Here is a 25,881-nt window from a genome sequence, read left to right on the forward strand (position 1 = left end):
GGTCATCCTCGGTCGTTTTTGTTATGGTCTTTTGTTGGGCGCAGGCTACCCGGTTCGCGCGATAACTTCTAGCGCCAACCGGCCAGTTTTACTCAACAAGCTTTAACTGTGGCGTCTGCGCCTCTTTGTGGGACAGGACAGATTGATAGGGGTCTGCGGCGTTCAGCATCATATCCGCCACGCCACGCAAAAGCTGCCTGCGGCCCCGGCGGGAATAGAATCCTCCGGGCACCTGACTCGTTTTCAACAAAAACCGGCGATAGGTCTGATAGGCATCCTGATCCGGGGGCATCGGGTCCGCAAAGAACGCCGCCAATGGTTGGCGCGATACGAATTCGGGTTTGTCATAGACCGATTTGCCAAAGATGCGCAGCGGGATGCCACGCCACAAAACCTGCTGCCCGGCAGTAGAATTGATCGTCACGGCAGAACTCGCACCATCCAGAAGCTTGGCGAGCTTGCCGCCGGGCACATAATGCACGCGATCCGCAATTCCATGCGCTTGAGCCAGCGCATACACACGGTGGCGTAGTGGTTCGCGGTGGTTTTCCAGCGGATGTTCTTTCACCACCAACCGATGATGCGCGGGCGCGCCGTTGGCAAAACCACGGATTACATCCGCAAGAAAGTCGGACATGCAGGAATAGTCCGAATGGGATTGAACCGAGCTGTCATGCCCCAGTTGCAGCAGCGCTAGATGGTAAGGGTGACTGCTCCCCAGAACGCGCGCTGTGGCCCAGCGGCGCTGAAGCCGGTGAAACGGCATCAGTGCCAGCCGCTTGAAATACAAGCTAAATTCCTTTGATACAGGTAGGTCGCGATGCCGCCGGAAGTTTCGATAACGTCGGTTCCGAAACAATACAAACCAATGATAGAGCGCCCCATAAAAGATGTGCTGCCGCATATCCCCCCAATGCGAAGGTGGCGGTGGTGTCTGCGCTGTCGACTGATTCAGTGCATGTCGCATCTGATCGACGCCCAAAGACATCAGGCGTGAGTTTCCGTTTGAGCCGAACCGCTCATACGTTACCCACCAGGGGCGTAGGTAACCTTCCTCAAACACGTGAACCGTGACGCCGTTGGCTTGGGCAATCTTAACGGCGCTGGCGTGAATTGGGCGCGTGTCGCCGTACAGGACAATATCCGTGATTTCGCGATCTGCGATCAACTCAGACAACCTGTCCGGCCAAAGCTCGGGCGTGTCGAGAAATGGGATGTACGAGGCCTTGTCAAACCAGAACGCCTGATCCCCGGCGTTGAACCCTACGCGCCAAACCTCGGCCCCCGTAGAGCGCAGCATACGCCCGAGCCCGTTGAAAAACGGGCCATGCGGTCCCTGCAAAAACAGGAAAACACGACGGTTCAGGCCTTTGGCGTCGGGTGACATCACTACTGCTCTTGCCTTTTGTTCAGGAAATTATGCCTGTTTCGACCTTTCCCGGCAAGGTGGGGCTTGCCCGTCACGCCGCTTGCGCTTACCTCGGCTTGGAACACTGGATCAGGTTAAGAGCTGAGGGTTAGCAGAATGTTTACAGGGATCGTCACCGATATCGGCACCGTCATCGAGCTGGATCAGCAAGGCGATCTGCGGGCGCGGATCAAAACGGATTACGACACGGCGGGAATTGATATCGGCGCCTCGATCGCCAGTGATGGCGTGTGCCTGACCGTGATCGCGCTGGGCGATGATTGGTATGACGTGCAGATCAGCGCTGAGACGGTTTCGAAAACCAATCTGGACAGTTGGCAGGTCGGTAAGCGCGTCAATCTGGAACGCGCCCTGAAAGTCGGGGATGAGCTGGGCGGTCATATCGTTTCAGGTCACGTGGACGGTGTGGCCGAGGTGGTCGCCGTGCAGGACGACGGCGACAGCACGCGCGTCACCCTGCGTGCCCCCAAAGAACTGGCCCGGTTTATCGCGCCAAAAGGTTCGGTTGCATTGAACGGAACCTCGCTGACCGTCAACGATGTGGATGATTGTGATTTCGGCATCAATTTCATCCCCCACACCAAGGAAGTCACAACCTGGGGTGATGTAGGGGTTGGTGACAAGGTGAACCTTGAGATCGACACACTGGCCCGCTACGTCGCGCGCCTGGCCGAAATGTCCTGAAACTACGTCGCGTCGGGATTGCCTGGTGCCGCAAGTGCTCTGGCCTTTGACCGTCTGGTAGTCTATCCACCGGGTCAAACATGCTCTGTGAAAGGCTGCCTCATGAGCTTTGAAACCCCAGGACCTGTCGAAGCCCAGCTGCGCGACGCGATCAGCCCGATCGAAGACATCATCGACGAGGCGCGCAAGGGCCGGATGTATATTCTGGTCGACCACGAGGATCGTGAAAACGAAGGCGATCTGGTGATCCCCGCCGAGTTTGCCGATGCCGACGCGATCAACTTTATGGCCACACATGGGCGCGGGCTGATCTGCCTGCCGATGACGGCCGAACGGGTGGACGCCCTTGAACTGCCGATGATGGCGGTGAACAACTCATCCCGACACGAAACTGCATTCACCGTTTCGATTGAAGCGCGTGAGGGCGTGTCGACCGGCATTTCCGCCGCTGACAGGGCATTGACGGTCGCCACTGCGATTAACGAACAGAACACGATGGCGCATATCGCCACCCCCGGCCACATCTTTCCCCTGCGCGCCAAGCGCGGCGGGGTGCTGGTCCGTGCGGGCCACACCGAGGCCGCCGTGGATATCTCGCGTCTGGCTGGGCTGAACCCTTCGGGCGTGATCTGTGAGATCATGAAGACTGACGGCACCATGGCGCGTCTGCCTGATCTGGTCGAATTCGCCAAAGAACATGAAATGAAGATCGGCACGATCAGCGACCTGATTGCGTATCGGTCTCGCAATGACAATCTGGTGGTCGAAACATCGCGCGAGACTGTTACCTCGGAATATGGCGGAGAGTGGGAGCTGCGTATTTTCACCGATCAGACCCACGGCATCGAACATGTCGTCATGATCAAAGGTGACATCACCACACCCGACCCGGTGCTGACCCGCACACACGCCCTGCACGAAGCACCCGATATTCTGGGTCTGGGCCCGAAATCTTCGCGCGAACTGCCGCGGGCAATGGAAAAGATAGCCGAAGAGGGCCGCGGCGTGGTGTGCCTGTTCCGTCAGCCGCGCAACTCGCTTTACGCGGTCGAGGACGAAGGCCCGCGCACCATCAAGCAAACCGGCCTGGGCGCGCAGATCCTGTCCAAGATGGGTATCCAGGAGTTGGTACTGCTGACAGATTCGCCGGAAACTGTATATCTGGGGCTCGACGCTTTTGGCCTATCCATCGTCGGCACCCGCTCAATCCTTAAGGATGACTGATCGTGGCTGAACAAGACAAACACGGCGTCCTGCCGACACCAACCTTCGACAAACCGGCGAAACTGCTGATTGTGGTCGCCCCGTTCTATCGCGCCATCGCCGACAGTCTGGTAGCCGGTGCAAAAGCCGAGATCGAAGCGGCTGGTGGTACTTATGACGTGGTCGAAGTACCCGGCGCGTTGGAAATCCCGACCGCCATCGCTATGGCGGACCGTCAGTGTAATTTCGACGGTTACGTCGCGCTGGGCTGCGTCATTCGTGGCGAGACCACGCATTATGAAACGGTGTGCAATGACTCCAGTCGCGCCATCCAACTGATGGGTTTGCAAGGTCTGCTCATCGGCAATGGTATTCTGACAGTGGAAAATGACAATCAGGCCGAAGTCCGCGCAAATCCAGAAAAGATGAATAAAGGTGGAGGGGCTGCCGCTGCGGCCTTGCATCTGATCGCGCTCAGCCGTAAGTGGGGCGCCTCACAAAAGGGCGTTGGCTTCAAGCCCCCGTCCGAGTCCATCCTTGTGGCGGGCGACAGCAACGGACCCACGACAGCATGACCCAGACAGATGCGCCGAAACCGGCCAACCAGAAACGCCTGATGAAATCCGCCGCCCGGCTTTATGCCGTGCAGGCTCTGTTCCAGATGGAGCAGTCGGGTCAGACGACCGAACAGGTTGTGAATGAGTTTCTGGATCACCGTTTCGGTGCTGTCTATGAGGGCGAAGAGATGTTGGACGGCGATATCCGCGTGTTCCGCAAACTGGTCGAGGACGCCGTGAACTATCAGGCGCCCATTGACCAGATGACCGACCGCGCGTTGGTCGCCAAATGGCCCATTGCGCGCATCGACCCGACTTTGCGCGCCACGTTCCGTGCCGCCGGGGCCGAACTGACTCAGGGCGACACTCCGCCCAAAGTCGTCATTACCGAGTTCGTCGATGTAGCCCGTGCCTTTTTCCCGGAAGGCAAAGAGCCAAAATTCGTCAACGCCGTGCTGGATCACATGGCGCGCGAGGCCCAGCCCGAGGCGTTCTGACGCCTTTACCATGGTCCGACACGCGCTACACTGACTGTACAAGCGCAATGAGGTCCGCCATGCCCAAACTGATCCGATTGTACATCACTCAGGTTATCTGGGGATTTGTCATCTCGGCCATCTTTGTCGGGGTGCTGTTGGCGCTTAACGTGGCCAATTTGCGCGGTTTGATTGGCGGATCGGATATCGGTCTGATAGCGCTGTTCATGATCTGGTTCATGAACGGCATTGTCTTCGCAGGTGTTCAATTTGCCTATTCCATCATGAGCTTGGCAGAGAAACCGGGTGGTCCGCGTCGTGGCTCACCCGTCGTACACAGCTTTGAACCTGTTGCAGTTCAACAGAACGCGCCTGAGCCGAAGTAATTTTGCTTCAGAAAAATGTGGCGGGACCGCCAGTCAACCGTGCGGTGTGATTCCCGAGGACCTGTATGTACAGGTGGGCGCCAGGTAATCAGGCCAGGACCTGAACAGAGCCAGCCCCCTCGGAATTGCTTAAGGCCACCAGAATGCTACCTATCACAAGAAGGGCAGAACCCGCCACGCGCCTAAGTAGGGGTTGCGGCGGGTTTGCACAAGGGGTCAGGCATCGACTGTTTCGTGCAGGGCGGTGCGCATTTTGGCAAAATGCTCATCCCAGCCGCTATCGAGCGACAGGATCAGACCAAAGGCTTCGGCACTCTGAGGCAGCCCTTCGTGTTGCAACGCAAGCCGTGTACCGCCCGAAACGGGTTCGAGCGTCCATTTCACCACGCTGACGGCGTCCCCCATGGGTTTGACGGTGAATGTGTATTCCAGGTATTCCGGTGGGCGTGCAACGCGCACTTCTCCCCAGATCAACAGATCACCACTGGTTGTTCCGAACATCTCAAGCTTTTGTCCGGCGGCCAGCGGGCGTTCGGGTTTGTGAAACCATTCGGCCAGACGGTCCGGGTCCGTCAAATAGGCCCAGACGGTTGTGGGCTCGGCCCGTAGAAAGATCGTTTTTTGCAGAACGGTATGTGTCATGTGTCTTTCCTTTCAATGGCTTCTTTCAGTTTGTTCAGGTGGTCGTCCCAGAACTGGTCGAAATAGCTGAACCAGTCGAGAACAGGGGCCATCCCCATTGGCTCCAGTCGGTTGATACGTTCCCGCCCGCGTGTCTCGACCGAGATCAGACCGCCATCCGACAAGACAGTCAGGTGCTTTTTGACGGCGGCGCGGGTCATGTCGAACCGTTCGGTCAATTGAGCGATGGTCATGTCCTGCGCGGCGAGCATCTGAACGATGTCCCTGCGGGTAGGGTCGGCCAGCGCACGAAATGCGTTTTGGGTTTGAGGCTGCATGTGCTTCACCATTCGTAATACCTTTTGGTATCATATTAAATGCAGTACCAAATGGTATCGTGTCAAGCCTGAAGTGGTTCTTGATTTTTGTTCACGAATTGTTCACATTTCTAAAATGACACTCGATCTGCAACCCGGACAAAAGCTGGCCCGCGGCGTGGCCCGCCATTTGTCGGCGCATGGTTTTGTTTCAGTTGAAGAATTCGTACCGATGCGTGGGCTGCGCGTCGATGTTATGGGGCTGGGCCCTAAGGGCGAGCTTTGGGTGATCGAATGCAAATCCAGCCGAGCTGATTATCAGTCCGATTCCAAATGGCAGGGCTATCTGGAGTGGTGTGATCGATTCTTCTGGGCCGTCGATATCGACTTTCCAACCGATCTGCTTCCTGCGGAAACCGGTCTGATCATCGCCGACGCTTATGACGCCGAGATTGTGCGCATGGCGCCGGAAGACAAGGTTGCACCGGCGCGGCGCAAGAAGATGATCCAGAAATTCGCAACCGACGCGGCGCGCAGGTTGCAAGCGCTACGTGATCCCAGGATTTAAGCGATTAGCTTTGGACAGCGCGGGCGGCCTGAGCAGCAGCGCGAATTTCATCCGCGATTTCCTCGGCCTCTTCGGGATCGAAATCCATTGGGATTTCGAGGTTGTCTGCCTCGATGAATAACCGCACCATGCCGTGATCAGTGGGCCCGATCTGCAGGTTTGCCTGAATGTCGCGTTCGGTATTGATGCCCATGTTCGCCTCCGGGACTAGGTGTTCGTGCTAACGCGCAAAGGGTTGAGAATCAAGCTGCCTTTGCGGTCTGATGAGGTATGGAGAATATTCAGATCAGACCCTTTCGCGCCACTGATGCAGCCTGGCTAGTAGAGCAGCACGGCCGGTATTATGCGCGCGACGAGGGGTTTGATTCCTCGTTCGGCGCTTTGGTGCAGAGCATTCTGGAGGATTTTGTGGCCAGCCATGATCCGACGTGTGAACGCGGCTGGATAGCGGAAAGCGACGGCCAAAGACTTGGCAGCATATTCTGCGTCGCATTGGACGAACATACTGCAAAACTACGGCTCTTTCTGTTGCTGCCCGAAGCACGGGGGAGGGGGTTGGGAAAGCGCATGCTGGACACCTGTATGGGCTATGCGCGTGGTGCAGGGTACGCGGAAATGCGGCTTTGGACCCACGAAAGCCACAGGGCGGCCTGTACGCTGTATCGTGCGAATGGATGGCAGTTGCTGGACAGTAAGCCAGTGCATTCCTTTGGTGTCGATCTTGTCGAACAAAGCTGGAAAATTCGGCTTTAATCCTCTTGCATTCCTTGGATGCGTTCGATACATCGCCCCTCACGAGTGCCGCCTTAGCTCAGTTGGTTAGAGCGCTGGATTGTGGATCCAGAGGTCCCCTGTTCAAGCCAGGGAGGCGGTACCATCTCCCTCAATATAGTCTGAAAAAACGTGCAAAATGTGCTGCTTGGAGCAGTGACTGTTTTTGCTGTAGTTGTTGGCAGATTTGACGACTGGCGCGCCTGTGATTAGCGCGCCAGGTTCAGTTTCAGCTTCATTTTGCTCCGCTTTTCTGCGGGCAAATGTCGGTTCAAGTGCTTATTCACGCGACCAAAGCTCCAGATGACCACGAGGGTCAGCAGGATAAAGTAGAAGGCCAGAATCGGGTAGGGGATGAACGGGTTAAATGTTTTGTCCGCAAAATAGCCCGCGTAGTACAGCGCATCGCCACGTTGCTGCCAGACCGGGAAGGCCGAGAAGAACACCAGCGTAGTGGCATGAAAGAGGAAGATCGCCTCGTTCGTATAGGCAGGCCAGGCCAGCCGCAGCATGGTTGGCCACACGATGCGGCGGAACCGTGCCCAGCCTGTCATGCCATAGGCATCAGCAGCCTCGATATCACCCTTGGGGATCGACCGCAGCGCGCCATAGAAGATCTCGCCGGAATAAGCGGCGGTGTTGAAGAACAGCACGATCAGCGCGCCAAGCCAGGCCGAGGTGAGCGCGTCGAGGAACGGATAGCTCTGCTTCAGCGACAGGAAAAAGAAATAGGCGAAGAAGAACTGGATAAACAGCGGTGAGCCTCGGAACAAGAAGATGAACCACTCTGCCGGTTTGCGCAGCCACTTATTCGTGGAAGCCTTGCCCATGGCAAGCGCGGTGGCAAGAAAGAACCCGGTCACCAGCGCCATGATCCCGAAATAGATGTTCCAGATCATGCCCGAGCCGATCAGGGTAAACTGTTCGCACAGGGTGAAATCGTTTCGTGGCAACAAACGTTCGCCTATCCCGATCGAGCGCAGGCCGTAATCCTGGATCGTTTGCAAGCAGCTCATGCGGTGGTCTCCTTGCGCAGCAGCTCTCCGCCCGAGGTCGCCTGACCGTGGGACAGGCGGCGCATCAGCCGTTCAAGACCGATTTCCGAGACTCGGGTCATGCCAAGATAGAACACCAGCAGGGCTAGGAAGTACCACATGCGCCAGTCGCCATGCGGGTATTGGGTGAATTTCGGGTTCTTGTACCCACCCAGCTCGCGCGCCCAATAGACGATATCTTCGATGCCCAGCAGGAACAGCAGCGGTGTAGCCTTGATCAGCACCATCCATAGGTTTGACAGGCCGGGCAGGGCGTATACCCACATCTGCGGCACGAGAATACGCCAAAAAGTCTGGCGGCGGGTCATGCCATAGGCCTCGGCCGTTTCCAACTGAGCACGTGGGACAGCGCGCATACCGCCAAATAGTACGTTGGCGGCAAAGGCGCCGAAAACGATTGAGAATGTGATGACGGCCAGAAAGAAGCCGTAAGTTTCGTGTACCCATTCGGGGGCAGTGCCAAGCGGCAGCTTGGCGGCCTGACAGACGATAAAGTCATTGCCTTGTCGGATCGGATCAGTCCATTCCGGGCACAATATTTGATGACGAGTCCATTCGAACGCCTGATCCAGTGCGATCACGAAGAACATGAAGAAGGCAATATCCGGCACACCGCGCACGACGGCGATATAACCTTTGCCCAGCAGGCTGAGCGGCAAGAAATGCGACCGAGCCGCCATAGCGCCCAAAAACCCAAAACCCAGCGCGACCGGCGCCGTAATGGCCAGCAACAGCAAGACCTTGAAGAAGGACAGGTAGAACACCCAATGCACACCGTTGGTCAGATAACACGAGAACCAGCGGAACGTGCCGAGTGTTTCGGGATCAGTGCAGAACGAGAAAATGGCGGGCCTCTTTGACTGGCAAGGGCGCATGGGCGGCGCGCCCAAAGATCAGGCGCGCCGCTGAATGTAAGATCAGAAGGTCGAGGACACTTCCCACTTGGTGATCAGCTCGTTCAGGCTGCCGTCGTCCTTCATGGACTGGATGGCGGTGTTGAACTTTTCTTTCAACTCACCGTCGGATTCACGGATACCCATGCCGACGCCACCGCCCAGCGGAACTTCGTCGCCAACAAAGACTAGACCCGAGCCATCTTCGGTGAAAGGCACCAGGAAGGATTTGTCTGCCAGAACTGCATCCGCTTCACCACCGCGTACGGCGGCAATGGTTTCTTCCGGGCTTGCGAACTCAACCAGAGTTGCGCCGGAATCAGCAACGTAACCGGCCTGAATAGTACCGGTCTGCGCCGCGATCACGCCGCCTGCCAGATCAACGCCATCGGACATGGCGATATAGGCCGACGGATCCGGCGGGGTGTAGTTGTGGGTGAAGTCGATGACTTCGTCACGTTCGTCGGTGATCGACATACCTGCGATGATCGCGTCGTAGTTGCCCGACACCAGGTTCGGAATGATCGAATCCCAATCGTTCTTGACCCATTCGCATTCCAGGTCGGCACGCTTGCACAGCTCATCGCCCAGCTCACGCTCGAACCCGTCGATCTCGCCCGCGTCATTGACGAAATTCCACGGTGCATAGGCACCCTCGGTGCCCAGGCGGATGGTGTCTGCCATGGCCATACCAGCGCCAAGCGCCAGTGCTGCAGTAGTCAGAATCAGTTTTTTCATTGGATACTCCCCAGTTTTGTTTTCTGTCCTGAAGTTAAGCCGCCTGAGTGGCGGATAGAAAGCCCCGAAGCCGTTCGGATTCGGGGGACGTAAAGACATCTTCTGGCAGGCCCTCTTCTTCGATCAGGCCCTGATGCAGGAACACGACGTGGCTTGAGATGTCGGCCGCCATTTTCATGTCGTGGGTCACGATGATCATGGTGCGCCCTTCGGCGGCCAAATCCTTGATCACCTTGATCACTTCCTGTTCCAGTTCCGGGTCCAGTGCCGAAGTGGGTTCGTCGAACAACAGCGCCTCGGGCTCCATACACAGGCCGCGGGCGATGGCTGCGCGCTGTTGCTGACCGCCCGAAAGCTGCGCCGGGTAGACATCGCACTTATCGCCAATGCCAACCTTCGCCAGGTATTTTCGGGCGCTATCCTCGACCTCTTTCGGGTCGCGGCCCAGAACGGTTACCGGGGCCTCCATCACGTTTTGCAGGATGGTCATATGAGCCCACAGGTTAAACTGTTGAAACACCATCGACAGGTTGGTGCGGATGCGCATCACCTGTTTTGGGTCGGCGGGGCGGCGATGGTGAAGGTCACCGGCCCAGCGTACGGGTTCACCCTTGAACAGAATCTCGCCCTGCTGGCTGTCTTCCAAAAGGTTACAGCAGCGTAACAGTGTGGATTTGCCGGACCCGGACGATCCGATAAGCGAAACCACATCCCCGCGTCTTGCCGTAATATCGACCCCTTTCAGCACCTCGAGATGGCCGAAACTTTTGTGGAGGTTTTTGATTTCGATAACGGGAGTGGAATCTGTCACGGGTGGCCCATGTGTTGTCGGTGTTGGTGCGGTAATAGGGCGCAAAAATCGGGGCAATGCAATGCGCAATTGACATCATCGGGTGCTGAAACCGTCAAATTGACCAAACGTACTAACCAAAATGATCACCGATTGGGTCAGATGGCACAATCTCGGACCGGATTGGGGACTGACAAATAGTTCTCGGCAGGGATGGTGATCAGGCCGCGGAGATGCAGCAGGTCGCGATCTTGTGGGTTCAGGTCATCAATTGCTGCGCGAACAGCGCGGGCGATACCTGGTGCATCCTGCCCGATGGCCGTGATATAGGGTAGGGCCGGCGTCGGCGGCGTCGTTCCAACCTCGCGTAGGGACGCGTCAAGGTCGGAATGCGTCTTGAGCAATTCCCAGGTCAATGCATCCAACGCCGCGTAGTCAGCCTGGCCATCGGCCACAGCGTCGGCAGAAAGCGCATGCCCACCAGTTTCAAGTATGGTTTTGGGGCACAGGTTGAGCGCCTCTAGATGAACCATTGGCGCAGCCCACCCCGATTGTGACAGGCCCTCGTTATAGGCAAACGTGCCGTTCGAAAGTCCGTGCAGATCGCGCGGATCATTTTTTCGGGCCACAAAAACGGAGTGATAATAACCGGGCGGGCACCCCTCAAGCCCATAGTCCGGGGTGCCGACCAGCTGTACGTTGCCATGTAGGCGGGTGCGGTAAGGCATGCCGCAGGTCTGCGCAAAGGTCAGGTCGGGGTGTTGCCAGACATCCCAGAAATCGGTGTCTCGCGTTAGCTGATCCGGGCCAAAGCCCAGGTGATCGCGAATCAACGCCCATAACCGATCATTCGCAGGCTGTAATGCGGGCATGTCATACATGCCCAGCATCGCGATCACGACTTGGCGGCCTTTTGACGTGCCAGGGCGGAATCTACGTCACTGACGCCCAGCAGGCTGACCACCAGCCGCAACAGCGAATCCTCTTCACCCGAGCGCTGTCCGTCGGCCAAAGCGACGGACCACATCGCCTGCACCACGGCCAGACGGTCGTCATAGGCCACGGCCTCTTTGATCGCGCGGGTGAAACGGACCGTGTCGGGGGCCTCAGACTCTAGGTCTTCGGCCCGGGCGCGCAGGGCGGCGGCCTCGAACGGGGACAGGCCATAACGTTCGGCTGAAATCTTGTCGATTCGGGCCATCTCGGTATCGGCATAGTCGTTGTCGGATCTGGCGATGCGCACCAGCAGGGCCGTCAAGGCCAGACGGGCATCATCATCGGCAAGCGGGTCGGGGGCGGGCTGTGTCAGCCGGGACAGGAAATCACTAAACATGGGTTAGATATAGATGGGGCTTAATGCTCTTCCAAGCTTCTTTGAACACGCTCGCGGGCGGTCTGGCTGTCATTGAAGCTAAGGCCCATGGCGATGCGTGCCTCTTCCACGATCTTAATCTCACCTTCGTCTGTATCGCCATCGGCCAGAACGACCTCCCACAGGGCGTCCAACGCGGCAAGGCGTTCGTGAAGGTCGGTGGTTTCGCGGATCAGCTTGCCGAATGTGTCCGTCTCAGGTGCGGCGGCGTGCAGCTTTTCGCAGGTCGCGCGAACCTTGGCAGCTTCGATCGCATTGTGTTGATAGAGCCGCGCAAGGATGCGGTCGATCAGGCTGATTTCCTCAAGCTTATAGTCACGATCCGCCTGCGCCACACGCACCATAAGCGCACCCAGAGCCAGCTCGGCATCCGGGTCGGGCAGTTTATCGTGCTGCGGTGGGCGAAAAGCCTGAAAGAACTTCTTCAACATGCGCTCAGGTTATTCCATATTTTGTGGGCCGCCAAGCACAGACCACCCGTCATAGGCAGAATGGTCGCAAGACTGTCGGATTTGGCAGGAACACGCTGAGCGCGATCCACCTGCGGATGGATCAACCCGCCTGAAGCGCCTGTTTTGCCTGCTCTTGCAGCCAGCCCAGCATCTGCCGATAGGGGACAGGGCCATAGCTGACCCGCGCCACGCCCAGTGACGCCAGAGTGGCCGTATCGGGGGTGCCGGGAAGGGCAATAATGTTGACGGGCAACTCGGTCGATTCGCAGAGCCGAGCGATCAGCCCTTCGTCTTTGAGACCCGGCGCAAAGAACCCGCTGGCCCCGGCATCGGCATAGGCCTTGGCCCGTGCGATCGCATCGTCCAGCATCGAATTATCATGAGTGTCGGGCTTGGCTTTCAGGAAGATATCTGTGCGGGCATTGATGAAGGCCGGGATGCCGGCAGCATCGCAGCCTTCGCGCATTGCCTGGACGCGTGCTTCCTGCGTTTCGATGTCGTAGAGGTCGCTGGTGCCAACGATTTGGTCTTCAAAGTTAAAGCCGATGACACCGGTCTGCAGCGCAAGTTGAACATTGGCGGCGACGCTTAGCACATCCTCAGCATATGCGCCTTCGAAATCCAGCGTCACGGGAAGGTCCACCGCGGCAACGATCCGGCGTGCATTGTCCAGGGCAGAATCCAGTGAGATTTTCTGCCCGTCCCCGAACCCTTGCGCCATCGCAACCGGCGCGCTGCCAGTCGCAATTGCCTTGGCGCCTGCATCGCGGACAGCCCCGGCGCTGCCCGGATCCCAGATATTGTACAGGATGACCGGCTCGCCCTTTTTGTGTAGGGCGGCGAATTCTTCTGCTTGGGTAATCTGGTTGGTCATGCCGGTCTCCTGTCGCTGCTATGGCGGCAGTTAACCGTGCAAATAGTCGGCGCGTAAAGATGTTTCGCGCCGACCAACACAATACAGTGATTTGTCCGAGGTCAAACCAGCCGCGAACTGTCCTTGGCTGCGCGCACAAAGTCGCGGAACAAGGGGTGGGGGTCAAACGGTTTGGATTTCAGTTCGGGGTGATATTGCACGCCGATGAACCAAGGGTGATCTGACCATTCAACGATCTCGGGCAAACGTCCGTCCGGTGACATGCCCGAAAAGTTCAGGCCCGCCTTTTCCAGCTTTTCGCGGTATTTGATGTCCACTTCGTAACGATGGCGGTGGCGTTCTTCGATATTGGTGCCACCGTACACCTCGGCCACTTTCGAGCCCTCGGCTAGTACCGCGTCATAGGCGCCCAAACGCATGGTGCCGCCTTTATCGTCGCCGACTTTACGTTCGACTTTGTGATTGCCCTGCACCCATTCTTTCAGGTGATAAACTACCGGCTCGAAACGCTTTTTCCCGGCCTCGTGGTCGAATTCCTCGGACCCGGCTTCGGTGATCCCCGCCGCATTTCGCGCAGCCTCGATCACGGCCATCTGCATGCCCAGACAGATGCCCAGATACGGCACTTTGTGTTCGCGCGCATATTGCGCCGCTTTGATTTTGCCTTCGGTACCGCGTTCACCAAACCCACCCGGCACGAGGATCGCGTGGAAGCCTTCCAGATGGGGGGCGGCGTCTTCTGTATCGAAAACTTCGGCATCCACCCATTCGACCTTGACCTTGACCCGGTTGGCCATGCCGCCGTGGGTCAGCGCCTCGGCAATCGACTTATAGGCGTCTTCGAGCTGAGTGTATTTGCCCACAATGGCCACCTTAACTTCGCCCTCGGCGTTGTGGATGCGGTCGCTGACGTCTTCCCACTTGGTCAGATCGGGTTTAGGGGCCGGGCTGATCTGGAACGCGTCCAGTACGGCCTGATCCAAACCTTCGCGGTGATAAGCCAGCGGGGCGTCGTAAATGGTGGAAAGGTCCTGCGCCGCAATTACGCTGTCGGGGCGCACGTTGCAGAACAACGCCAGCTTTTCGCGTTCCTTGGTCGGGATCGGGCCCTCGGACCGGCAGACCAGAATATCGGGTGCCAAACCGATCGAGCGCAGCTCTTTGACCGAGTGTTGCGTCGGTTTGGTTTTCAACTCGCCAGACGCCTTGATGTAGGGCAGCAAGGTCAGGTGCATGAACAGGCACTGACCACGGGGCTTGTCCTGGCTAAACTGACGGATGGCTTCAAAAAAGGGCAGGCCCTCGATATCGCCGACGGTGCCACCGATTTCACACAGCATGAAATCAACTTCATCCTCGCCGATAGCGATGAAATCCTTGATCTCGTTAGTGACGTGCGGGATCACCTGAATGGTCTTGCCAAGGTAGTCGCCGCGACGTTCTTTTTCCAGCACGTTGGAATAAATCCGGCCCGAGCTGACCGAGTCGGTTTTGCGGGCCGCCACGCCAGTGAAACGCTCATAGTGGCCCAGGTCCAGATCAGTCTCAGCCCCGTCATCAGTGACGAATACTTCGCCATGTTCGAAGGGCGACATCGTGCCGGGGTCGACGTTCAGATAGGGGTCCAACTTGCGCAAACGCACCGAGTATCCCCGGGCCTGCAACAGGGCACCCAGAGCCGCCGAAGCCAGCCCTTTGCCCAAGGACGAAACCACACCACCAGTGATGAAAATAAAACGCGCCATGTTTTTCGGCTGCTCCCGTGAGACGTCAAAATCAGCTGCCCGACGGTTCCGAAAAACCGCTGCATCACGGGACTTCACGTATAAAGGATTCGCGCCAATAGCGCAAGAGAACCGCAAGATGCTGTTGCAGCTCTCTTTCAGATTTCTAGGTTTTGTGGATCAGTTGGCCTGAGGAATCAGAGGTGCGTTGTCGCCCTGCGCCGGTGGCAGCAGATCATCCGCCGACGGAACCGCCGGGGTGCTTTCTTCGGTTGCCGCAGGTGCCGGAACGCCCAAACGGTCGATAACCGAGCTGCCCGAAGACTTCTGAGCCGCCAGAATGGTCAGCGTGATCGAGGTCACGATAAAGCAGGCTGCCAGAATCCAGGTCACCTTGCCCAAAGCGGTCGCTGCCGCGCGACCTGTCATGGCGCCACCGCCACCACCGCCCATACCAAGGCCACCGCCTTCGGACCGCTGCATCAGAACAACGGCAATCAGGCCCAGGGCCAAGAGGAGGTGGATGATGAGAACGACGTTTTCCATGGTGTTCCTGTACAGCGTGGCGTGTATCGCGTGGTACTTATGCAAGTTTGCCTTCGGGGGCAAGGGATGAGTTGGCATCACGAACGGTGATATTCCAGATCACAGCAAAGGGACTGGACAGGCAGATGATACGTAACGCAGGCTGCGGCCATGCCTCATGACGATCACGACCACCCGCACGCCCTGTTGCCGCCCGATCCCGCGCTTCGAGTTAAAGCGCTTGAGACGATTCTGACCCGTAAGGGTCTGATCGACCCGGCGGCGCTGGATGAGATTATCGACACGTATCAAAACAAGATCGGTCCACAGAACGGCGCGCGCGTTGTCGCCAAGGCGTGGGGCGATTCTGCGTTCAAGCAAGCCCTGCTTGCAGACGCGACGTCTGTTGTCGCTGATCTTGGGTTTTACGGGCGGCAGGGCGAACATATCGTAGTGGTCGAGAATACGCCGGAACAGCACAACATGGTCGTTTGTACCCTATGCAGCTGCTACCCGTGGCCTTTGCTGGGTATTCCACCGGGTTGGTACAAGTCCGACGCCTACCGCGCTCGAGCGGTACGTGAGCCGCGCAAGGTCTTGGCCGAATTCGGTGTCGAATTGACGCCAGAATCATCCGTGCGGGTATGGGATTCGACCGCAGAGATTCGCTACCTCGTGCTTCCCATGCGCCCGGAAGGCACAGAAGGGCTGGGAGAAGAGGACCTTGCTGCGCTTGTTACCCGTGACAGCATGATTGGCACGGGCCTGCCTAAGGTGCCGTCATGACCCGTGTTCACGATATGGGTGGTCGGTTTGGGGACGGTCCGGTCACGCCCGAGGCCGAAAGCGCCCCGGTCTTTGCCGAGGACTGGCATGGTCGCGCCTTGGCCGTGACGCTGGCGGTCGGGTTTCTGGGGCAATGGAATATTGACGTCTCGCGCCACGCGCGCGAAAGGCTGTCGCCCAAGGACTACGCACGGTTCTCTTACTATGAAAAGTGGATATCCGGTCTGGCCGACCTGCTGGTCGAAAAGGGGGTGCTGACCTTGGATGATTTGTCGGGCGCAGGCACCGACGACCCACACCCGTTGGCAGCCCGTGTTCTGAAAGCCGGGACCGTCTCGGGAGCCTTGGCCAAAGGCGGGCCAGCAGACCGGGCTTCGGACGTGCCGATACAGTTTGAAGTCGGGCAGAATGTCCGAACTGTGGATCCGGCAGCCAATCGTCTAGTGAGTGGCGGCCATACGCGACTGCCAATCTATGCATCGGGTGCAAATGGCCGAATTTTGCGGCTGCACGGTACGCATGTGTTGCCAGATTCAAATGCACATGGTTTGGGCGAGGCGCCAGAACCCCTTTATGCGGTGGCATTTGCCGCGTCCGAGTTGTGGGCTGACCCGGAGCATCCCAAAGACGAGGTCGTTCTGGACTTGTGGCAAAGCTATCTGGAGCCCGTATGAGCACCTGTACCACCCATTCCGCACCAGAGCCGGTTTTTGCCGAACCCTGGCATGCGCAGGTCTTCGCCCTGACAGTTGCATTGAACGAAGCTGGACAATTCGAGTGGTCAGATTGGGCCGATCGATTTTCGCATACTTTGAAATTGCACGGGTTGGACAAGGAACTGGATGGCGGGAATGATTATTTTCACGCGTGGCTGGAGAACTTGGAGCAATTGTTGGTCGAACAAGGTTCGACGTTACCAGGTGACATTCAACGCATGAGAAATGCTTGGGAAGAGGCTTATTTGACGACGCCACACGGTCAACCGGTGCATTTGGCGGCAGGCGAATAGGAGGGGCGCTGCCCCCGCCGCCTGTTCTGGGCGACTCCTCCAAGATATTTGAGGCCGGATGAACAGGGGAGCCATACTTCATCTGGCCGAAACTATCCCCGCCGGAGGCACCGCACATTGCGCGGTTCTGAACTGCGGCGAATTACCGGTTTCCCTGCCGCTTTGACCCCGCTATATGAGCCGAGTTTGATAATTCAGCGCAAAAGGACCGGATATGGCCAATGTGGTTGTTGTCGGCGCCCAGTGGGGCGACGAAGGAAAAGGCAAGATCGTCGACTGGCTCAGCGAACGGGCAGACGTGATCGCGCGTTTTCAAGGCGGGCATAATGCCGGTCATACGCTGGTCATTGATGGTGAAGTTTACAAGCTGCATGCGTTGCCTTCAGGCGTCGTGCGGGGCGGCAAGCTGAGTGTCATTGGCAATGGTGTTGTGTTGGACCCGTGGCACCTGATCAAGGAAATCGGAACCATTCGGGCGCAAGGTGTCGATATCTCGCCCGAGACTCTGATGATTGCCGAGAATACGCCGCTGATCCTGCCTATCCATGGCGAGCTGGACCGTGCGCGCGAAGAAGCTGCCAGCAAGGGCACCAAGATCGGGACGACCGGTCGCGGAATTGGTCCGGCGTATGAGGACAAAGTGGGCCGTCGCTCTGTTCGTGTTGCCGATCTTGCTGATGAAGCCACGCTTGAGGCGCGCGTGGATCGTGCACTGCAACACCACGACCCGCTGCGCAAGGGGCTTGGGATCGAGCCCGTTGACCGGGACGCGCTGATCGCCCAATTGAAAGAGATCGCGCCGCAAATTCTTCCGTTTGCCGCTCCGGTCTGGAAGGTGCTGAACGAAAAGCGCAAGGCTGGTAAGCGTATCCTTTTTGAAGGGGCGCAAGGCGCGCTGCTGGATATTGATTTCGGCACCTATCCGTTTGTGACCTCGTCCAATGTGATCGCGGGGCAGGCGGCGACTGGTGTGGGTATCGGTCCAGGGTCGATTGATTTCGTTCTCGGTATCGTCAAAGCCTATACGACCCGCGTGGGTGAAGGACCGTTCCCGACCGAATTGGATGACGCGGACGGTCAACGCCTTGGTGAACGTGGACACGAATTCGGCACAACCACAGGCCGCAAACGTCGCTGTGGCTGGTTCGATGCCTGCTTGGTGCGGCAAACCTGCGCGACAAGTGGTGTAAACGGCATCTCGCTGACCAAGCTGGACGTGCTGGACGGGTTTGAGACACTGAAAATCTGCGTGGGGTATGAGCTGGATGGCGAGCGTCTGGACTATCTGCCTACCGCAGCTGATCAACAAGCGCGCTGCAAACCCATCTACGAAGAAATGCCGGGGTGGAGTGAATCCACCGAAGGCGCACGCAGCTGGGCCGATCTGCCTGCCAACGCGATCAAATACGTACGTCGCGTTGAAGAGTTGATCGAGTGTCCCGTGGCCCTTCTGTCTACCAGTCCGGAGCGGGACGACACCATTCTGGTGACTGACCCGTTTGCCGACTGATGAGCGATCACGGCAAATCCGGTCTGAGCTACAAGGCCCGGCGGCGTTGGTCGCTGGTGCTGCTGTTGATTGGGCTTCCCATCTATATTGTGGCGGTTGTAACGGTGGTGAGTTGGCTCGACCGTCCGCCCATTTGGTTGGAACTGCTGGTCTATGTTGGTTTAGGCATCGTGTGGGCGCTGCCGTTCAAATTTGTTTTCAAAGGTGTTGGCAAAGAAGACCCAGAGCAAAACTCGGATTGATCACCGGCAATTCAGGTGATGAAGAGAAAAGGGCCAGAGTAACCTCTGGCCCTTTTTCTATTGTACCAGTTGGGGGGATTATCCCGCGGCGCGCTCGTCATCCGGGCGGAACCCGATCTGGGTCGAGGCCGCGAAACGCCCGCCGCCCGCTTTTTCAATCTTGCCATCGCGCAGCAACTGACCGAAGGACCGCAGACTTTCTTCGCGGTTAAAGTCATTTTGCTTGAGCGAGCGGATTTTGTTCATCAACTGCGGGCGCGAAAACTGTTCCTGACCTTCGATGAAGGACAGGTACGCGGCGGCAGCCTCAAGCAAGTCGGGGAGGGACTGCGCGCCCTGTTCCTGCGCGAACAAAGCAAAGCCACCTTCCTCGGGTGTTTCGTCTTCGGCTTCAGTTTCGGATTTGACGCGGCGAGGGGTAACTGGTCCGGCGTCTACGGTTTGATTGTCGATGCGTTGTTCAGCGACCAGCTTAAGAGGGGCTGCATCGTCACTGATGGGGCGCATGCTGGTGACCTGAATTTCCGGGCGGCGCGGGCTGACAACCGAGGAAAGATCTCCACGATAGCCCTGTTCCTCACTGTCCTGTGCTGTGGCCTTACCGTCGCCACGTTCAGCTTCGGTTGCGGCGACGGCCGCCCGCAGATGCGTGTAGGCCTCGCGCTGATCGCTGGTGTCCGGGTCGTTCAACTGTTCGCCGGCCTTATCCATCAGGCGCGATACGTCCCGATCCAGATCTGACGTTCCAGCGTCTGTATTGGCCGAGCGTTTTGCCAGTACAGCTTCCACGCTTGAAATCTCTTCCAGCAGGTCGACTTCATCCTCTTCCGTCAACACACCTTCGTCGGTGGCTTCGACGACGTCTTCATCTGCACCGGCGTCGTCGAGAATGTTGGCTTCCTCTTCAGAATCGCTTTTCGTAATGTCTTCAAGGTCCGAGAACAGCACGTCGGATGTGTCTTCCTCTTCTGCTTCGGTCTGGTCTTCCGATGTCGCGTCCAACACCTCTGAATCCAGATCCCCGGCTTCGACTTCCATTGCAGGGGCTTCGGATTCTTCGATCTGAGGCATCTCAGCCTCGGCTACTTCTGTTTCCGGTGCTTCGTCTTGCGTTTCGACGTGCGCGCTGGCCTCTTCAGTGTCGTCCAGATCAACGGGGTCAAGCGAACCAGCTGCGAAGGCCGCAGCCACTGCATCAGACGGAGCGGCGCTTTTCATCAAGGTCGTGTCTTCGTCTTCCGTGTAGATGACCGAGTTTTCTTCGGAGTGAGAGACAACGGCTCGGATGCGCTGCAACTTGGCGGCAATGCTGTCAGCGGCAGGTGCAGGGGCATCTTCTACGGTTTCCGCGTCAGAAAAAACGGGCTGAGAAGAGGGCGGCGTGTCGATAACATTCAAACCCTGAGCGCTGGCGACCGGTTGGGGGGATGGAGCGTTTTCTTCGGTTGCGCGGATCAGCAGGCCAGAGTCGTTCTGACTGGCTTCGACCCTGCGGGATGCGTCACGCTGCGCGATCCGTGTCAGCATTTCGGTGTCAGGCTGTGGGGGTTCAGAACCAAAGTAGCGATCATCAGCCGCGAGATCGCGGAAGTATTCGGCAATCGCTTTCATCGTTTCAAAGGAATCATCAAAGCCTTCCAAAGTGCACGAGAAGGTTCCATAAGAAACGGTCAAAACCTTGTTATTCTGTACCATCAGACGCACGTCCTCTACAAACTACAAGAGCCACCCACCCAATAGAGGGCACACCTATGGCTCGAAACTCTCTGCATGAACCTACCATTTTGTGGTCTCAATGTGTCCAAATCCGGGAAAAATGATCAATCTTAAAAAAAATCAGTCGATTGTACGGTCTGAGGAGCCAATCGCAGTGGTCGGAGGCGGAGAAATCGGTCCCGAAGACCTAAATTTGGTGCTGATTCGCGTCAATACCGTCGTTGCCGCAGATGGCGGAGCGATCCCGCTGATGGATTCGGGGCGGATGCCGGATGCGGTTATTGGTGATTTTGATTCGCTCAGCAGCGCCTATCGCGACCGGATTCCGGCAGAGCGATTGTTTCCGATCCGCGAGCAGAACAGCACGGATTTCGACAAGACCCTGCGCAGTGTCGAGGCGCCGCTAGTGCTAGGGGTTGGGTTTCTGGGCGGGCGGCTGGATCACCAATTGGCGGTGCTGAGCGCTTTGATCCGACTTCAGGATCGTCCGTGCATTTTGCTAGGGGAGCATGAAGTCGTGTTCCACGCCCCACCGCGGATCGCTTTTGACCTTTCACCCGGCGATGTGGTTTCGCTGTTTCCGTTTCAGAGGGTAACGGGGCGCAGCCGTGGATTGGAATGGCCGATTGATGATCTGGTGTTAGAGCCGAGCGGTCGCGTCGGGACCTCCAATCGCGCGTTGGCTGATGTAGAACTGGAGGTGGACAGGCCCGGCCTTTTGGTCATGGTTCCGCGCAACGCCTTGGATCAGATCATGCAGGCGTTTCTGTCGGAGCTGACCGGGCGTTGGCCCGCTCGTGCAGAATGACGTAAAGGCCCGCGGCAATGGTGATGGCTATGCCGATGGCCGCGATCCCGTTGGGCAGGTCATGAAAGATTAGCCAGCCGAATAGGGTGGCCATTGGAATTTCCAGATATTGCATCGGGGCCAGCGTTGCCGACGGCGCAAAGCGCAGCGACCATGTCATCAACAGATGCGCGACGGTTCCCAGCAGCCCGATTGCGATCAGCAAAAGGTGAATGTCCGGGGGAGGTAAGATCAGCGATACGGCCCAACTGCCGCCGATTGTTCCGGCCAACAGAACTGGCAGCATTAGGATTATAGCCATCATGCCCGATGCCGCTTGTAGGGTGATTGGGTCTGTTTCTTTGGCGATTTGGCGCGTCACCAGCATGAACAGGGAAAAGAGCAAAGCTACCACAAGCGGTAGCAGGGCTGCGGCCCCCACTTGTACAAAGCTGGGCTGAATGACCAGCAAGGTCCCAACAAAGCCAACGGCGCAGGCTATCAGGCGGCGTGGGCCAACGGTTTCCTTCAGTATGTATTTGCCCAGGATCAACATTATGAACGGCATGACAAAGACGATGGCGATCGCGTCGGCCAGCGGCAGGAAAAGCAATGAGCTGAACATGGCTGAAAGGGCGAGGATATGCAGAACCGTGCGAATAAATGTCAGCCACAGGATACGGCCACGCATGCGCAGGGATCGCCCGGTCAATACGGCCAGTGGGACCAGCACCAGCGCCTGAACGGCAAAGCGGACAAAGACAAGCATGCCGACAGGTGTGGTTTCGGCCAACAGCTTTGCCATCGCGTCGCCCATCGGCGCGATGATGCAAAAGCCAAGCATCAGGATGATGCCAAAGACCGGACGATCCTGTGTCATAAGGGCGACGCTACGGGGTTTGGGGTCCGGTGGGAAGCGTCTAGGGCAGGGGTTGAACCTTGGTATAATCTGGACCGATGCAAGTGGGCAGGCCGTCACCCAGTTTCAGCCAGTTCAGCTTTTCCTCATGCGCCACGTGCAACGTTGGCTCCAACTGGTTCGGGTCTTCCAGTGTTGCCACGTACAGATGCAGCACGTCCGACATGGCTTGTGATCGGAATGATATCGGAGTGCCGCAATTGGGGCAGAAACTGCGGGTGACACCGGGCGACGAGGCAAAGGTTTTCGGCTCGTCCCCGGTCCAGCGCCACTGGCCGTCGCGCACGCCGAAATAGGTGGTCATCGGCGCGGCGCATTGCCGTCTGCAACTGTCGCAATGGCAGGTAACGCAGGACAGGACCGGAGGCGTAACCTCGTACCGGATGGTGCCGCACAGACAATGTCCCCGCATGATATCCCCCTTATTGCGGCATCAGCAGTTGGGTACGTTCACCGCCAGGCCGCCCAGTGACGTTTCCTTGTATTTTTCGTGCATATCATGGCCGGTTTGGCGCATGGTCTCGATCACGGAATCGAGCGGAACAAAGTGTTTTCCATCACCGCGCAATGCCAGAGAGGCCGCTGAAACGGCTTTGATTGCAGCCAGCCCATTGCGTTCGATGCATGGAACTTGCACCAACCCGGCAACCGGGTCACAGGTCATGCCCAGATGATGCTCCAGCGCGATTTCAGCTGCGTTTTCAACCTGCTCCGGTGTGCCGCCCATGACGGCGCACAGGCCTGCGGCAGCCATGGCTGACGCACTTCCAACCTCGGCCTGACAACCTGCTTCGGCGCCAGAGATCGAGGCGTTATATTTCACCAGCCCGCCAATGGCGGCAGCGGTCAGAAGGAAATCTTCGATATGGCTTTCCGACGCGCCGGGCACGTGATCAAGGTAATAGCGCAGGACCGAAGGCATCGTACCTGCCGCGCCATTGGTCGGGGCGGTCACGACCTGCCCACCGGCGGCGTTTTCCTCGTTCACCGCCATCGCATAGACGCTCATCCAGTCATTGATGGTGTGCGGCGCATTCAGGTTCATGCCTCGTTCGGCCAGAAGGGCATCGTGAATGCCCTTGGCGCGGCGTCGCACGTTCAGGCCACCGGGCAAAATGCCGTCAGTATTCAGGCCGCGCTCGATGCAATTGTTCATAACTTCCCACAGACGCGCAGTGCCCTTGGCGAAGCTGTCGGCACAGCCGCGCGCGATTTCATTATCGCGCTTCATCTGAGCGATGCTTTTGCCGCTGGTCTTTGCCATCTCAAGCATTTCGGCGGCGGATTTGAACGGGAACGGGACTGGGTCGCCCTCGTCGGTTGCCTTGCCTTCGGCCAGTTCCTCTTCGGTCAGGACAAAGCCACCGCCGACCGAGTAGTAAACCTGCCGCAGGATCACATCGCCTTGTGCGTCGGTGGCCATCAGGATCATGCCATTGGCGTGGCCGGGCAGGTTGTTGTCATAGTCAAAGATCAGGTCGGTCTTTGGGTTGAACTGAAGCGTCGGCAACCCTTCGGGCGTCACCGAGTTCGTCTGGGAAATTTCGGCCAGCGCGGCCTCAGCCTTATCGTTGTCGTAGGTGTCGGGCACAAACCCGGCCAGTCCCAGAATGGTGGCACGGTCGGTGGCGTGACCGACCCCAGTAAAAGCCAGCGAGCCGTGCAGCGATCCGCGCAGCCCCGCAAATTCGAACGGGGACGCGCGCATCATGTCCAGAAAACGCGCGGCGGCCACCATCGGCCCCATGGTATGAGACGAAGACGGGCCGATGCCCACTTTGAACATATCGAAGACAGATAGAAACATATCAGGTAGCTGAGCCTTCTTCAGGTGTAGCGTAACGTGGTGAGGTGAACGGCGTAACCCCCAACCCTTCGGCCGCGATGGCGGCCTGGGTCGCAGGGCGGGATTCGAGCCGCGTCAGGATGTCCTGCAGATGGGGCGTGTCCCTAAGCTGAAACCAGCTGCGATCCGCGCTGGCGGGGTACAGCGCCATCCAACGCATTTGGCACGCCAGATAAAAGCTTAAAACCGATGGGGTGTCGGCCTGCAGCCAATCCGGCGCTTTCTGGGCTTCGGCATCCAGTACACGCAAATGTTGGCGCAGGCGCGGGCGGATGCCTTCACGCAGGGTCTCGGCCTGCGCGGGGTCGATGTACTTTTCAGCATAGAAAAGAATGCGCAGATCGGCGTGCAGCGTGTTGGACGCAAAAAACAACCATTTCAGAAACGCCACCCGATCCGGGCTGTTGGGGGCAGGGGCCAGTTGCTTGTGCGTATCCGCCAGCCACAACAAAATGGCTGCCGTTTCAAAGATCGGTCCTTGCGGGGTGTCCAGCACCGGGATCAATCCATTCGGGTTCAAGGCCCGATAGGCCGCGCTGTCCTGTTCGTTCCGGCGGCGGTCCACCAATACGGTCTCAAAAGGAAGGCCCATCTCTTCCAACACCAGTCTGATCACCAGCGAGGCGTTGTCGGGGGCATAATGAAGGCGATAGGGCGCGGTCATGGCCCCTATGTAACTTGCGGGGCGAATGCCGGAAGCCTCGATTGCGACGTTTCCCTTCGGAAACGCGTATTTTCCACGCATGTTTACGCGTGATGGCGGCGATTTGGCACTCGCGGTTGGTTGCCGCATTTCGTATAAGTCTGGCAGTAATAAAGGGAAACGCTGCCATGACCCGTGATCTGTCACCCATCGATAACGCCAAATATGTCGCCGCTCGTCGCGCTGCTGACATGGTGCAAGACGGAATGCGTGTTGGTCTGGGGACAGGGTCAACAGCCGCTTGGATGGTGCGTCGCATCGGTGAGCGGGTCAATAAAGAAGGGCTGCGGATCAAGGGTGTTCCGACGTCGATCCGCACCGCGCAACTGGCCTGCGAAGTCGGGATCGAAGTGGTCTCGTTGGATCAGGCGGGGTGGCTGGATCTGACCATTGATGGCGCGGATGAATTCGATGGCGAACTGAACCTGATCAAAGGTGGCGGTGGCGCGCATCTGCAGGAGAAGATCGTCGCCACGGCCAGCGACCAGATGGTCGTCATCGCCGATGCCGGCAAAGAGGTCGAAACCCTGGGCGCCTTCCCTTTGCCGGTCGAGGTGATCCCCTTTGGTTGGCAAACCACCCGCACTTTGATCCAAGAGGTGCTGGACACGATGGATGTTCTGGGCACTTCGGCCATGCTTCGGATGGATGGTGAAGCCCCTTTTGTGACAGATGAAGGCAACCACGTTTTGGATTTGCACCTGCAGCGCATCGGCAACGCGCGCCAGTTGGCGCTGGTGCTTAATCAGGTGCCAGGTGTGGTCGAGAACGGGTTGTTCATCGACATCTGTGACAAGGTCGTGATTGGCCACGGGGACGGCCGGGTCGAACTGCGCGACATCAACGCGGGTACCACCGAGCTGGACGAATTGGTGGACAGTGGTGAGAACCTGTTCTCGGATCTGGCTGACTGACGAATGTCAGAGCT

Annotated in this window: 33 protein-coding genes and 1 tRNA gene; 15 read left to right on the plus strand and 19 right to left on the minus strand. The window is 58.0% G+C overall.

Annotation, left to right across the window (positions count from 1 at the left end):
* Positions 1-88: 88 nt before the first annotated feature.
* Entirely contained in the window at positions 89-1,387 is a 1,299-nt protein-coding gene (locus ACR0B0_RS02440) for a capsule biosynthesis protein (RefSeq protein WP_480646267.1), read from the minus strand.
* Positions 1,388-1,525: 138 nt separating this feature from the next.
* Here ACR0B0_RS02440 and ACR0B0_RS02445 point away from each other — a divergent pair, with 138 nt between their 5' ends.
* From ACR0B0_RS02445 to ACR0B0_RS02465, 5 genes are all read left to right on the plus strand, one after another.
* The gene (locus ACR0B0_RS02445; protein WP_480646269.1) at positions 1,526-2,113 is read left to right on the plus strand and encodes a riboflavin synthase; all 588 of its coding nucleotides are present in this window, start codon (positions 1,526-1,528) and stop codon (positions 2,111-2,113) included.
* Positions 2,114-2,215: 102 nt separating this feature from the next.
* On the plus strand, positions 2,216-3,337 hold the full coding sequence (gene ribB / locus ACR0B0_RS02450; protein WP_170374729.1) for a 3,4-dihydroxy-2-butanone-4-phosphate synthase: 1,122 nt from the start codon (positions 2,216-2,218) through the stop codon (positions 3,335-3,337).
* 2 nt (positions 3,338-3,339) lie between these two features.
* Complete coding sequence (locus ACR0B0_RS02455) at positions 3,340-3,891, plus strand: 6,7-dimethyl-8-ribityllumazine synthase (protein ID WP_480646271.1); 552 nt, start codon at positions 3,340-3,342, stop codon at positions 3,889-3,891.
* Positions 3,888-4,370 (plus strand): transcription antitermination factor NusB, encoded by a 483-nt coding sequence (gene nusB, locus ACR0B0_RS02460; RefSeq protein WP_170348265.1) that lies wholly within the window; start codon positions 3,888-3,890, stop codon positions 4,368-4,370. The genes ACR0B0_RS02455 and nusB overlap by 4 nt, the downstream gene beginning before the upstream one ends.
* 59 nt (positions 4,371-4,429) lie before the next feature.
* Complete coding sequence (locus ACR0B0_RS02465; protein ID WP_480646273.1) at positions 4,430-4,735, plus strand: hypothetical protein; 306 nt, start codon at positions 4,430-4,432, stop codon at positions 4,733-4,735.
* Positions 4,736-4,951: 216 nt separating this feature from the next.
* On the opposite strand, the gene ACR0B0_RS02470 is transcribed toward ACR0B0_RS02465, so the two are convergent.
* Together ACR0B0_RS02470 and ACR0B0_RS02475 are read right to left on the minus strand one after the other, a co-directional pair.
* On the minus strand, positions 4,952-5,377 hold the full coding sequence (locus ACR0B0_RS02470; protein WP_170532836.1) for an SRPBCC family protein: 426 nt from the start codon (positions 5,375-5,377) through the stop codon (positions 4,952-4,954).
* Complete coding sequence (locus ACR0B0_RS02475) at positions 5,374-5,694, minus strand: ArsR/SmtB family transcription factor (RefSeq protein WP_480646275.1); 321 nt, start codon at positions 5,692-5,694, stop codon at positions 5,374-5,376. The genes ACR0B0_RS02470 and ACR0B0_RS02475 overlap by 4 nt, the downstream gene beginning before the upstream one ends.
* 115 nt (positions 5,695-5,809) lie before the next feature.
* On the opposite strand from ACR0B0_RS02475, the gene ACR0B0_RS02480 reads away from it, so the two are divergent.
* Entirely contained in the window at positions 5,810-6,241 is a 432-nt protein-coding gene (locus ACR0B0_RS02480; protein WP_170348269.1) for an MmcB family DNA repair protein, read from the plus strand.
* A 4-nt stretch (positions 6,242-6,245) separates the two neighbouring features.
* Here the strand turns inward: ACR0B0_RS02480 and ACR0B0_RS02485 are convergent, their stop codons facing one another.
* A complete protein-coding gene (locus tag ACR0B0_RS02485) occupies positions 6,246-6,434 on the minus strand; it encodes a DUF6324 family protein (protein ID WP_226688614.1) in 189 nt (62 codons plus the stop codon).
* Between the two features lie 77 nt (positions 6,435-6,511).
* Here ACR0B0_RS02485 and ACR0B0_RS02490 point away from each other — a divergent pair, with 77 nt between their 5' ends.
* Both ACR0B0_RS02490 and ACR0B0_RS02495 read left to right on the plus strand, forming a co-directional pair.
* Positions 6,512-6,994 carry a GNAT family N-acetyltransferase gene (locus ACR0B0_RS02490; protein ID WP_480646278.1) on the plus strand — a complete coding sequence of 161 codons (483 nt, stop codon included), beginning with the start codon at positions 6,512-6,514 and terminating at the stop codon, positions 6,992-6,994.
* A gap of 47 nt (positions 6,995-7,041) precedes the next feature.
* Positions 7,042-7,118, plus strand: a tRNA-His gene (locus ACR0B0_RS02495).
* 103 nt (positions 7,119-7,221) lie between these two features.
* On the opposite strand, the gene ACR0B0_RS02500 is transcribed toward ACR0B0_RS02495, so the two are convergent.
* The 10 genes from ACR0B0_RS02500 to secG all read right to left on the minus strand — a co-directional run bounded on the left by ACR0B0_RS02500 (position 7,222) and on the right by secG (position 15,456).
* A complete protein-coding gene (locus ACR0B0_RS02500) occupies positions 7,222-8,028 on the minus strand; it encodes an ABC transporter permease (protein ID WP_170348272.1) in 807 nt (268 codons plus the stop codon).
* The gene (locus tag ACR0B0_RS02505) at positions 8,025-8,912 is read right to left on the minus strand and encodes an ABC transporter permease (RefSeq protein ID WP_170349373.1); all 888 of its coding nucleotides are present in this window, start codon (positions 8,910-8,912) and stop codon (positions 8,025-8,027) included. Before ACR0B0_RS02505 ends, ACR0B0_RS02500 begins: the two co-directional genes overlap by 4 nt.
* 72 nt (positions 8,913-8,984) lie before the next feature.
* Positions 8,985-9,698 (minus strand): transporter substrate-binding domain-containing protein, encoded by a 714-nt coding sequence (locus ACR0B0_RS02510; protein WP_170348273.1) that lies wholly within the window; start codon positions 9,696-9,698, stop codon positions 8,985-8,987.
* A gap of 34 nt (positions 9,699-9,732) precedes the next feature.
* The gene (locus tag ACR0B0_RS02515; RefSeq protein WP_480646280.1) at positions 9,733-10,509 is read right to left on the minus strand and encodes an ABC transporter ATP-binding protein; all 777 of its coding nucleotides are present in this window, start codon (positions 10,507-10,509) and stop codon (positions 9,733-9,735) included.
* Between the two features lie 137 nt (positions 10,510-10,646).
* A complete protein-coding gene (locus ACR0B0_RS02520) occupies positions 10,647-11,387 on the minus strand; it encodes a phosphate/phosphite/phosphonate ABC transporter substrate-binding protein (protein WP_480646282.1) in 741 nt (246 codons plus the stop codon).
* A complete protein-coding gene (locus ACR0B0_RS02525) occupies positions 11,384-11,821 on the minus strand; it encodes a tellurite resistance TerB family protein (RefSeq protein WP_170348276.1) in 438 nt (145 codons plus the stop codon). The genes ACR0B0_RS02520 and ACR0B0_RS02525 overlap by 4 nt, the downstream gene beginning before the upstream one ends.
* A gap of 20 nt (positions 11,822-11,841) precedes the next feature.
* Complete coding sequence (locus ACR0B0_RS02530; RefSeq protein WP_170348277.1) at positions 11,842-12,291, minus strand: tellurite resistance TerB family protein; 450 nt, start codon at positions 12,289-12,291, stop codon at positions 11,842-11,844.
* Between the two features lie 121 nt (positions 12,292-12,412).
* Positions 12,413-13,186, minus strand: coding sequence for an isocitrate lyase/PEP mutase family protein (locus ACR0B0_RS02535; RefSeq protein WP_480646284.1), 774 nt, complete (start codon positions 13,184-13,186; stop codon positions 12,413-12,415).
* A 101-nt stretch (positions 13,187-13,287) separates the two neighbouring features.
* A complete protein-coding gene (locus ACR0B0_RS02540; protein ID WP_170348279.1) occupies positions 13,288-14,931 on the minus strand; it encodes a CTP synthase in 1,644 nt (547 codons plus the stop codon).
* 159 nt (positions 14,932-15,090) lie between these two features.
* Positions 15,091-15,456, minus strand: a complete 366-nt coding sequence (gene secG / locus ACR0B0_RS02545; protein ID WP_058280875.1) for a preprotein translocase subunit SecG — start codon at positions 15,454-15,456, stop codon at positions 15,091-15,093.
* Positions 15,457-15,606: 150 nt separating this feature from the next.
* Here secG and nthA point away from each other — a divergent pair, with 150 nt between their 5' ends.
* The 5 genes from nthA (at position 15,607) to ACR0B0_RS02570 (ending at position 18,982) form a co-directional block, all read left to right on the plus strand.
* Positions 15,607-16,221 carry a nitrile hydratase subunit alpha gene (gene nthA / locus ACR0B0_RS02550; RefSeq protein WP_170348281.1) on the plus strand — a complete coding sequence of 205 codons (615 nt, stop codon included), beginning with the start codon at positions 15,607-15,609 and terminating at the stop codon, positions 16,219-16,221.
* Positions 16,218-16,895 (plus strand): nitrile hydratase subunit beta, encoded by a 678-nt coding sequence (nthB, locus tag ACR0B0_RS02555; protein ID WP_170348282.1) that lies wholly within the window; start codon positions 16,218-16,220, stop codon positions 16,893-16,895. Before nthA ends, nthB begins: the two co-directional genes overlap by 4 nt.
* Positions 16,892-17,230, plus strand: coding sequence for a nitrile hydratase accessory protein (locus tag ACR0B0_RS02560; RefSeq protein WP_170348283.1), 339 nt, complete (start codon positions 16,892-16,894; stop codon positions 17,228-17,230). The genes nthB and ACR0B0_RS02560 overlap by 4 nt, the downstream gene beginning before the upstream one ends.
* 214 nt (positions 17,231-17,444) lie before the next feature.
* On the plus strand, positions 17,445-18,740 hold the full coding sequence (locus ACR0B0_RS02565; RefSeq protein WP_170348284.1) for an adenylosuccinate synthase: 1,296 nt from the start codon (positions 17,445-17,447) through the stop codon (positions 18,738-18,740).
* Positions 18,740-18,982, plus strand: a complete 243-nt coding sequence (locus ACR0B0_RS02570; protein WP_170357820.1) for a DUF2842 domain-containing protein — start codon at positions 18,740-18,742, stop codon at positions 18,980-18,982. The genes ACR0B0_RS02565 and ACR0B0_RS02570 overlap by 1 nt, the downstream gene beginning before the upstream one ends.
* A gap of 78 nt (positions 18,983-19,060) precedes the next feature.
* Here the strand turns inward: ACR0B0_RS02570 and ACR0B0_RS02575 are convergent, their stop codons facing one another.
* Positions 19,061-20,677: a hypothetical protein gene (locus tag ACR0B0_RS02575; RefSeq protein ID WP_480646286.1), complete on the minus strand. Its 1,617-nt coding sequence runs from the start codon at positions 20,675-20,677 to the stop codon at positions 19,061-19,063.
* Between the two features lie 121 nt (positions 20,678-20,798).
* Here ACR0B0_RS02575 and ACR0B0_RS02580 point away from each other — a divergent pair, with 121 nt between their 5' ends.
* Entirely contained in the window at positions 20,799-21,506 is a 708-nt protein-coding gene (locus tag ACR0B0_RS02580) for a thiamine diphosphokinase (RefSeq protein WP_480646288.1), read from the plus strand.
* On the opposite strand, the gene ACR0B0_RS02585 is transcribed toward ACR0B0_RS02580, so the two are convergent.
* Genes ACR0B0_RS02585 through ACR0B0_RS02600 form a run of 4 tightly spaced genes read right to left on the minus strand, consistent with a single transcriptional unit; the run spans position 21,451 to position 24,914 of the window.
* Positions 21,451-22,365, minus strand: coding sequence for a DMT family transporter (locus tag ACR0B0_RS02585; RefSeq protein ID WP_226688608.1), 915 nt, complete (start codon positions 22,363-22,365; stop codon positions 21,451-21,453). The genes ACR0B0_RS02580 and ACR0B0_RS02585 overlap by 56 nt on opposite strands.
* A gap of 40 nt (positions 22,366-22,405) precedes the next feature.
* On the minus strand, positions 22,406-22,816 hold the full coding sequence (locus ACR0B0_RS02590; RefSeq protein ID WP_170348289.1) for a GFA family protein: 411 nt from the start codon (positions 22,814-22,816) through the stop codon (positions 22,406-22,408).
* Between the two features lie 21 nt (positions 22,817-22,837).
* Positions 22,838-24,211, minus strand: a complete 1,374-nt coding sequence (locus ACR0B0_RS02595; protein WP_170348290.1) for an L-serine ammonia-lyase — start codon at positions 24,209-24,211, stop codon at positions 22,838-22,840.
* Between the two features lies 1 nt (position 24,212).
* On the minus strand, positions 24,213-24,914 hold the full coding sequence (locus ACR0B0_RS02600; protein WP_170348291.1) for a glutathione S-transferase family protein: 702 nt from the start codon (positions 24,912-24,914) through the stop codon (positions 24,213-24,215).
* Positions 24,915-25,081: 167 nt separating this feature from the next.
* Between ACR0B0_RS02600 and rpiA the strand changes: the two genes are divergently transcribed.
* The gene (gene rpiA / locus ACR0B0_RS02605; protein WP_480646290.1) at positions 25,082-25,867 is read left to right on the plus strand and encodes a ribose-5-phosphate isomerase RpiA; all 786 of its coding nucleotides are present in this window, start codon (positions 25,082-25,084) and stop codon (positions 25,865-25,867) included.
* The last annotated feature ends 14 nt before the right edge of the window (positions 25,868-25,881 follow it).

Source organism: Ruegeria sp. BA12, assembly GCF_056539625.1.

What these genes read in the sequence shown, in the direction of transcription:
- ACR0B0_RS02525 (WP_170348276.1), bottom strand. Translation starts at nt 11,821, where the DNA reads ATGTTTAGTGATTTCCTGTCCCGGCTGACACAGCCCGCCCCCGACCCG.
- ribB (WP_170374729.1), top strand. Translation starts at nt 2,216, where the DNA reads ATGAGCTTTGAAACCCCAGGACCTGTCGAAGCCCAGCTGCGCGACGCG.
- ACR0B0_RS02490 (WP_480646278.1), top strand. Translation starts at nt 6,512, where the DNA reads ATGGAGAATATTCAGATCAGACCCTTTCGCGCCACTGATGCAGCCTGG.
- ACR0B0_RS02590 (WP_170348289.1), bottom strand. Translation starts at nt 22,816, where the DNA reads ATGCGGGGACATTGTCTGTGCGGCACCATCCGGTACGAGGTTACGCCT.
- ACR0B0_RS02540 (WP_170348279.1), bottom strand. Translation starts at nt 14,931, where the DNA reads ATGGCGCGTTTTATTTTCATCACTGGTGGTGTGGTTTCGTCCTTGGGC.
- ACR0B0_RS02600 (WP_170348291.1), bottom strand. Translation starts at nt 24,914, where the DNA reads ATGACCGCGCCCTATCGCCTTCATTATGCCCCCGACAACGCCTCGCTG.
- nthA (WP_170348281.1), top strand. Translation starts at nt 15,607, where the DNA reads ATGCCTCATGACGATCACGACCACCCGCACGCCCTGTTGCCGCCCGAT.
- ACR0B0_RS02500 (WP_170348272.1), bottom strand. Translation starts at nt 8,028, where the DNA reads ATGAGCTGCTTGCAAACGATCCAGGATTACGGCCTGCGCTCGATCGGG.
- ACR0B0_RS02570 (WP_170357820.1), top strand. Translation starts at nt 18,740, where the DNA reads ATGAGCGATCACGGCAAATCCGGTCTGAGCTACAAGGCCCGGCGGCGT.
- ACR0B0_RS02530 (WP_170348277.1), bottom strand. Translation starts at nt 12,291, where the DNA reads ATGTTGAAGAAGTTCTTTCAGGCTTTTCGCCCACCGCAGCACGATAAA.
- ACR0B0_RS02510 (WP_170348273.1), bottom strand. Translation starts at nt 9,698, where the DNA reads ATGAAAAAACTGATTCTGACTACTGCAGCACTGGCGCTTGGCGCTGGT.
- secG (WP_058280875.1), bottom strand. Translation starts at nt 15,456, where the DNA reads ATGGAAAACGTCGTTCTCATCATCCACCTCCTCTTGGCCCTGGGCCTG.
- nthB (WP_170348282.1), top strand. Translation starts at nt 16,218, where the DNA reads ATGACCCGTGTTCACGATATGGGTGGTCGGTTTGGGGACGGTCCGGTC.
- ACR0B0_RS02465 (WP_480646273.1), top strand. Translation starts at nt 4,430, where the DNA reads ATGCCCAAACTGATCCGATTGTACATCACTCAGGTTATCTGGGGATTT.
- ACR0B0_RS02565 (WP_170348284.1), top strand. Translation starts at nt 17,445, where the DNA reads ATGGCCAATGTGGTTGTTGTCGGCGCCCAGTGGGGCGACGAAGGAAAA.
- ACR0B0_RS02535 (WP_480646284.1), bottom strand. Translation starts at nt 13,186, where the DNA reads ATGACCAACCAGATTACCCAAGCAGAAGAATTCGCCGCCCTACACAAA.
- ACR0B0_RS02475 (WP_480646275.1), bottom strand. Translation starts at nt 5,694, where the DNA reads ATGCAGCCTCAAACCCAAAACGCATTTCGTGCGCTGGCCGACCCTACC.
- ACR0B0_RS02580 (WP_480646288.1), top strand. Translation starts at nt 20,799, where the DNA reads ATGATCAATCTTAAAAAAAATCAGTCGATTGTACGGTCTGAGGAGCCA.
- ACR0B0_RS02440 (WP_480646267.1), bottom strand. Translation starts at nt 1,387, where the DNA reads ATGTCACCCGACGCCAAAGGCCTGAACCGTCGTGTTTTCCTGTTTTTG.
- ACR0B0_RS02485 (WP_226688614.1), bottom strand. Translation starts at nt 6,434, where the DNA reads ATGGGCATCAATACCGAACGCGACATTCAGGCAAACCTGCAGATCGGG.
- ACR0B0_RS02480 (WP_170348269.1), top strand. Translation starts at nt 5,810, where the DNA reads ATGACACTCGATCTGCAACCCGGACAAAAGCTGGCCCGCGGCGTGGCC.
- ACR0B0_RS02575 (WP_480646286.1), bottom strand. Translation starts at nt 20,677, where the DNA reads ATGGTACAGAATAACAAGGTTTTGACCGTTTCTTATGGAACCTTCTCG.
- ACR0B0_RS02560 (WP_170348283.1), top strand. Translation starts at nt 16,892, where the DNA reads ATGAGCACCTGTACCACCCATTCCGCACCAGAGCCGGTTTTTGCCGAA.
- rpiA (WP_480646290.1), top strand. Translation starts at nt 25,082, where the DNA reads ATGACCCGTGATCTGTCACCCATCGATAACGCCAAATATGTCGCCGCT.
- ACR0B0_RS02445 (WP_480646269.1), top strand. Translation starts at nt 1,526, where the DNA reads ATGTTTACAGGGATCGTCACCGATATCGGCACCGTCATCGAGCTGGAT.
- ACR0B0_RS02470 (WP_170532836.1), bottom strand. Translation starts at nt 5,377, where the DNA reads ATGACACATACCGTTCTGCAAAAAACGATCTTTCTACGGGCCGAGCCC.
- nusB (WP_170348265.1), top strand. Translation starts at nt 3,888, where the DNA reads ATGACCCAGACAGATGCGCCGAAACCGGCCAACCAGAAACGCCTGATG.
- ACR0B0_RS02585 (WP_226688608.1), bottom strand. Translation starts at nt 22,365, where the DNA reads ATGACACAGGATCGTCCGGTCTTTGGCATCATCCTGATGCTTGGCTTT.
- ACR0B0_RS02595 (WP_170348290.1), bottom strand. Translation starts at nt 24,211, where the DNA reads ATGTTTCTATCTGTCTTCGATATGTTCAAAGTGGGCATCGGCCCGTCT.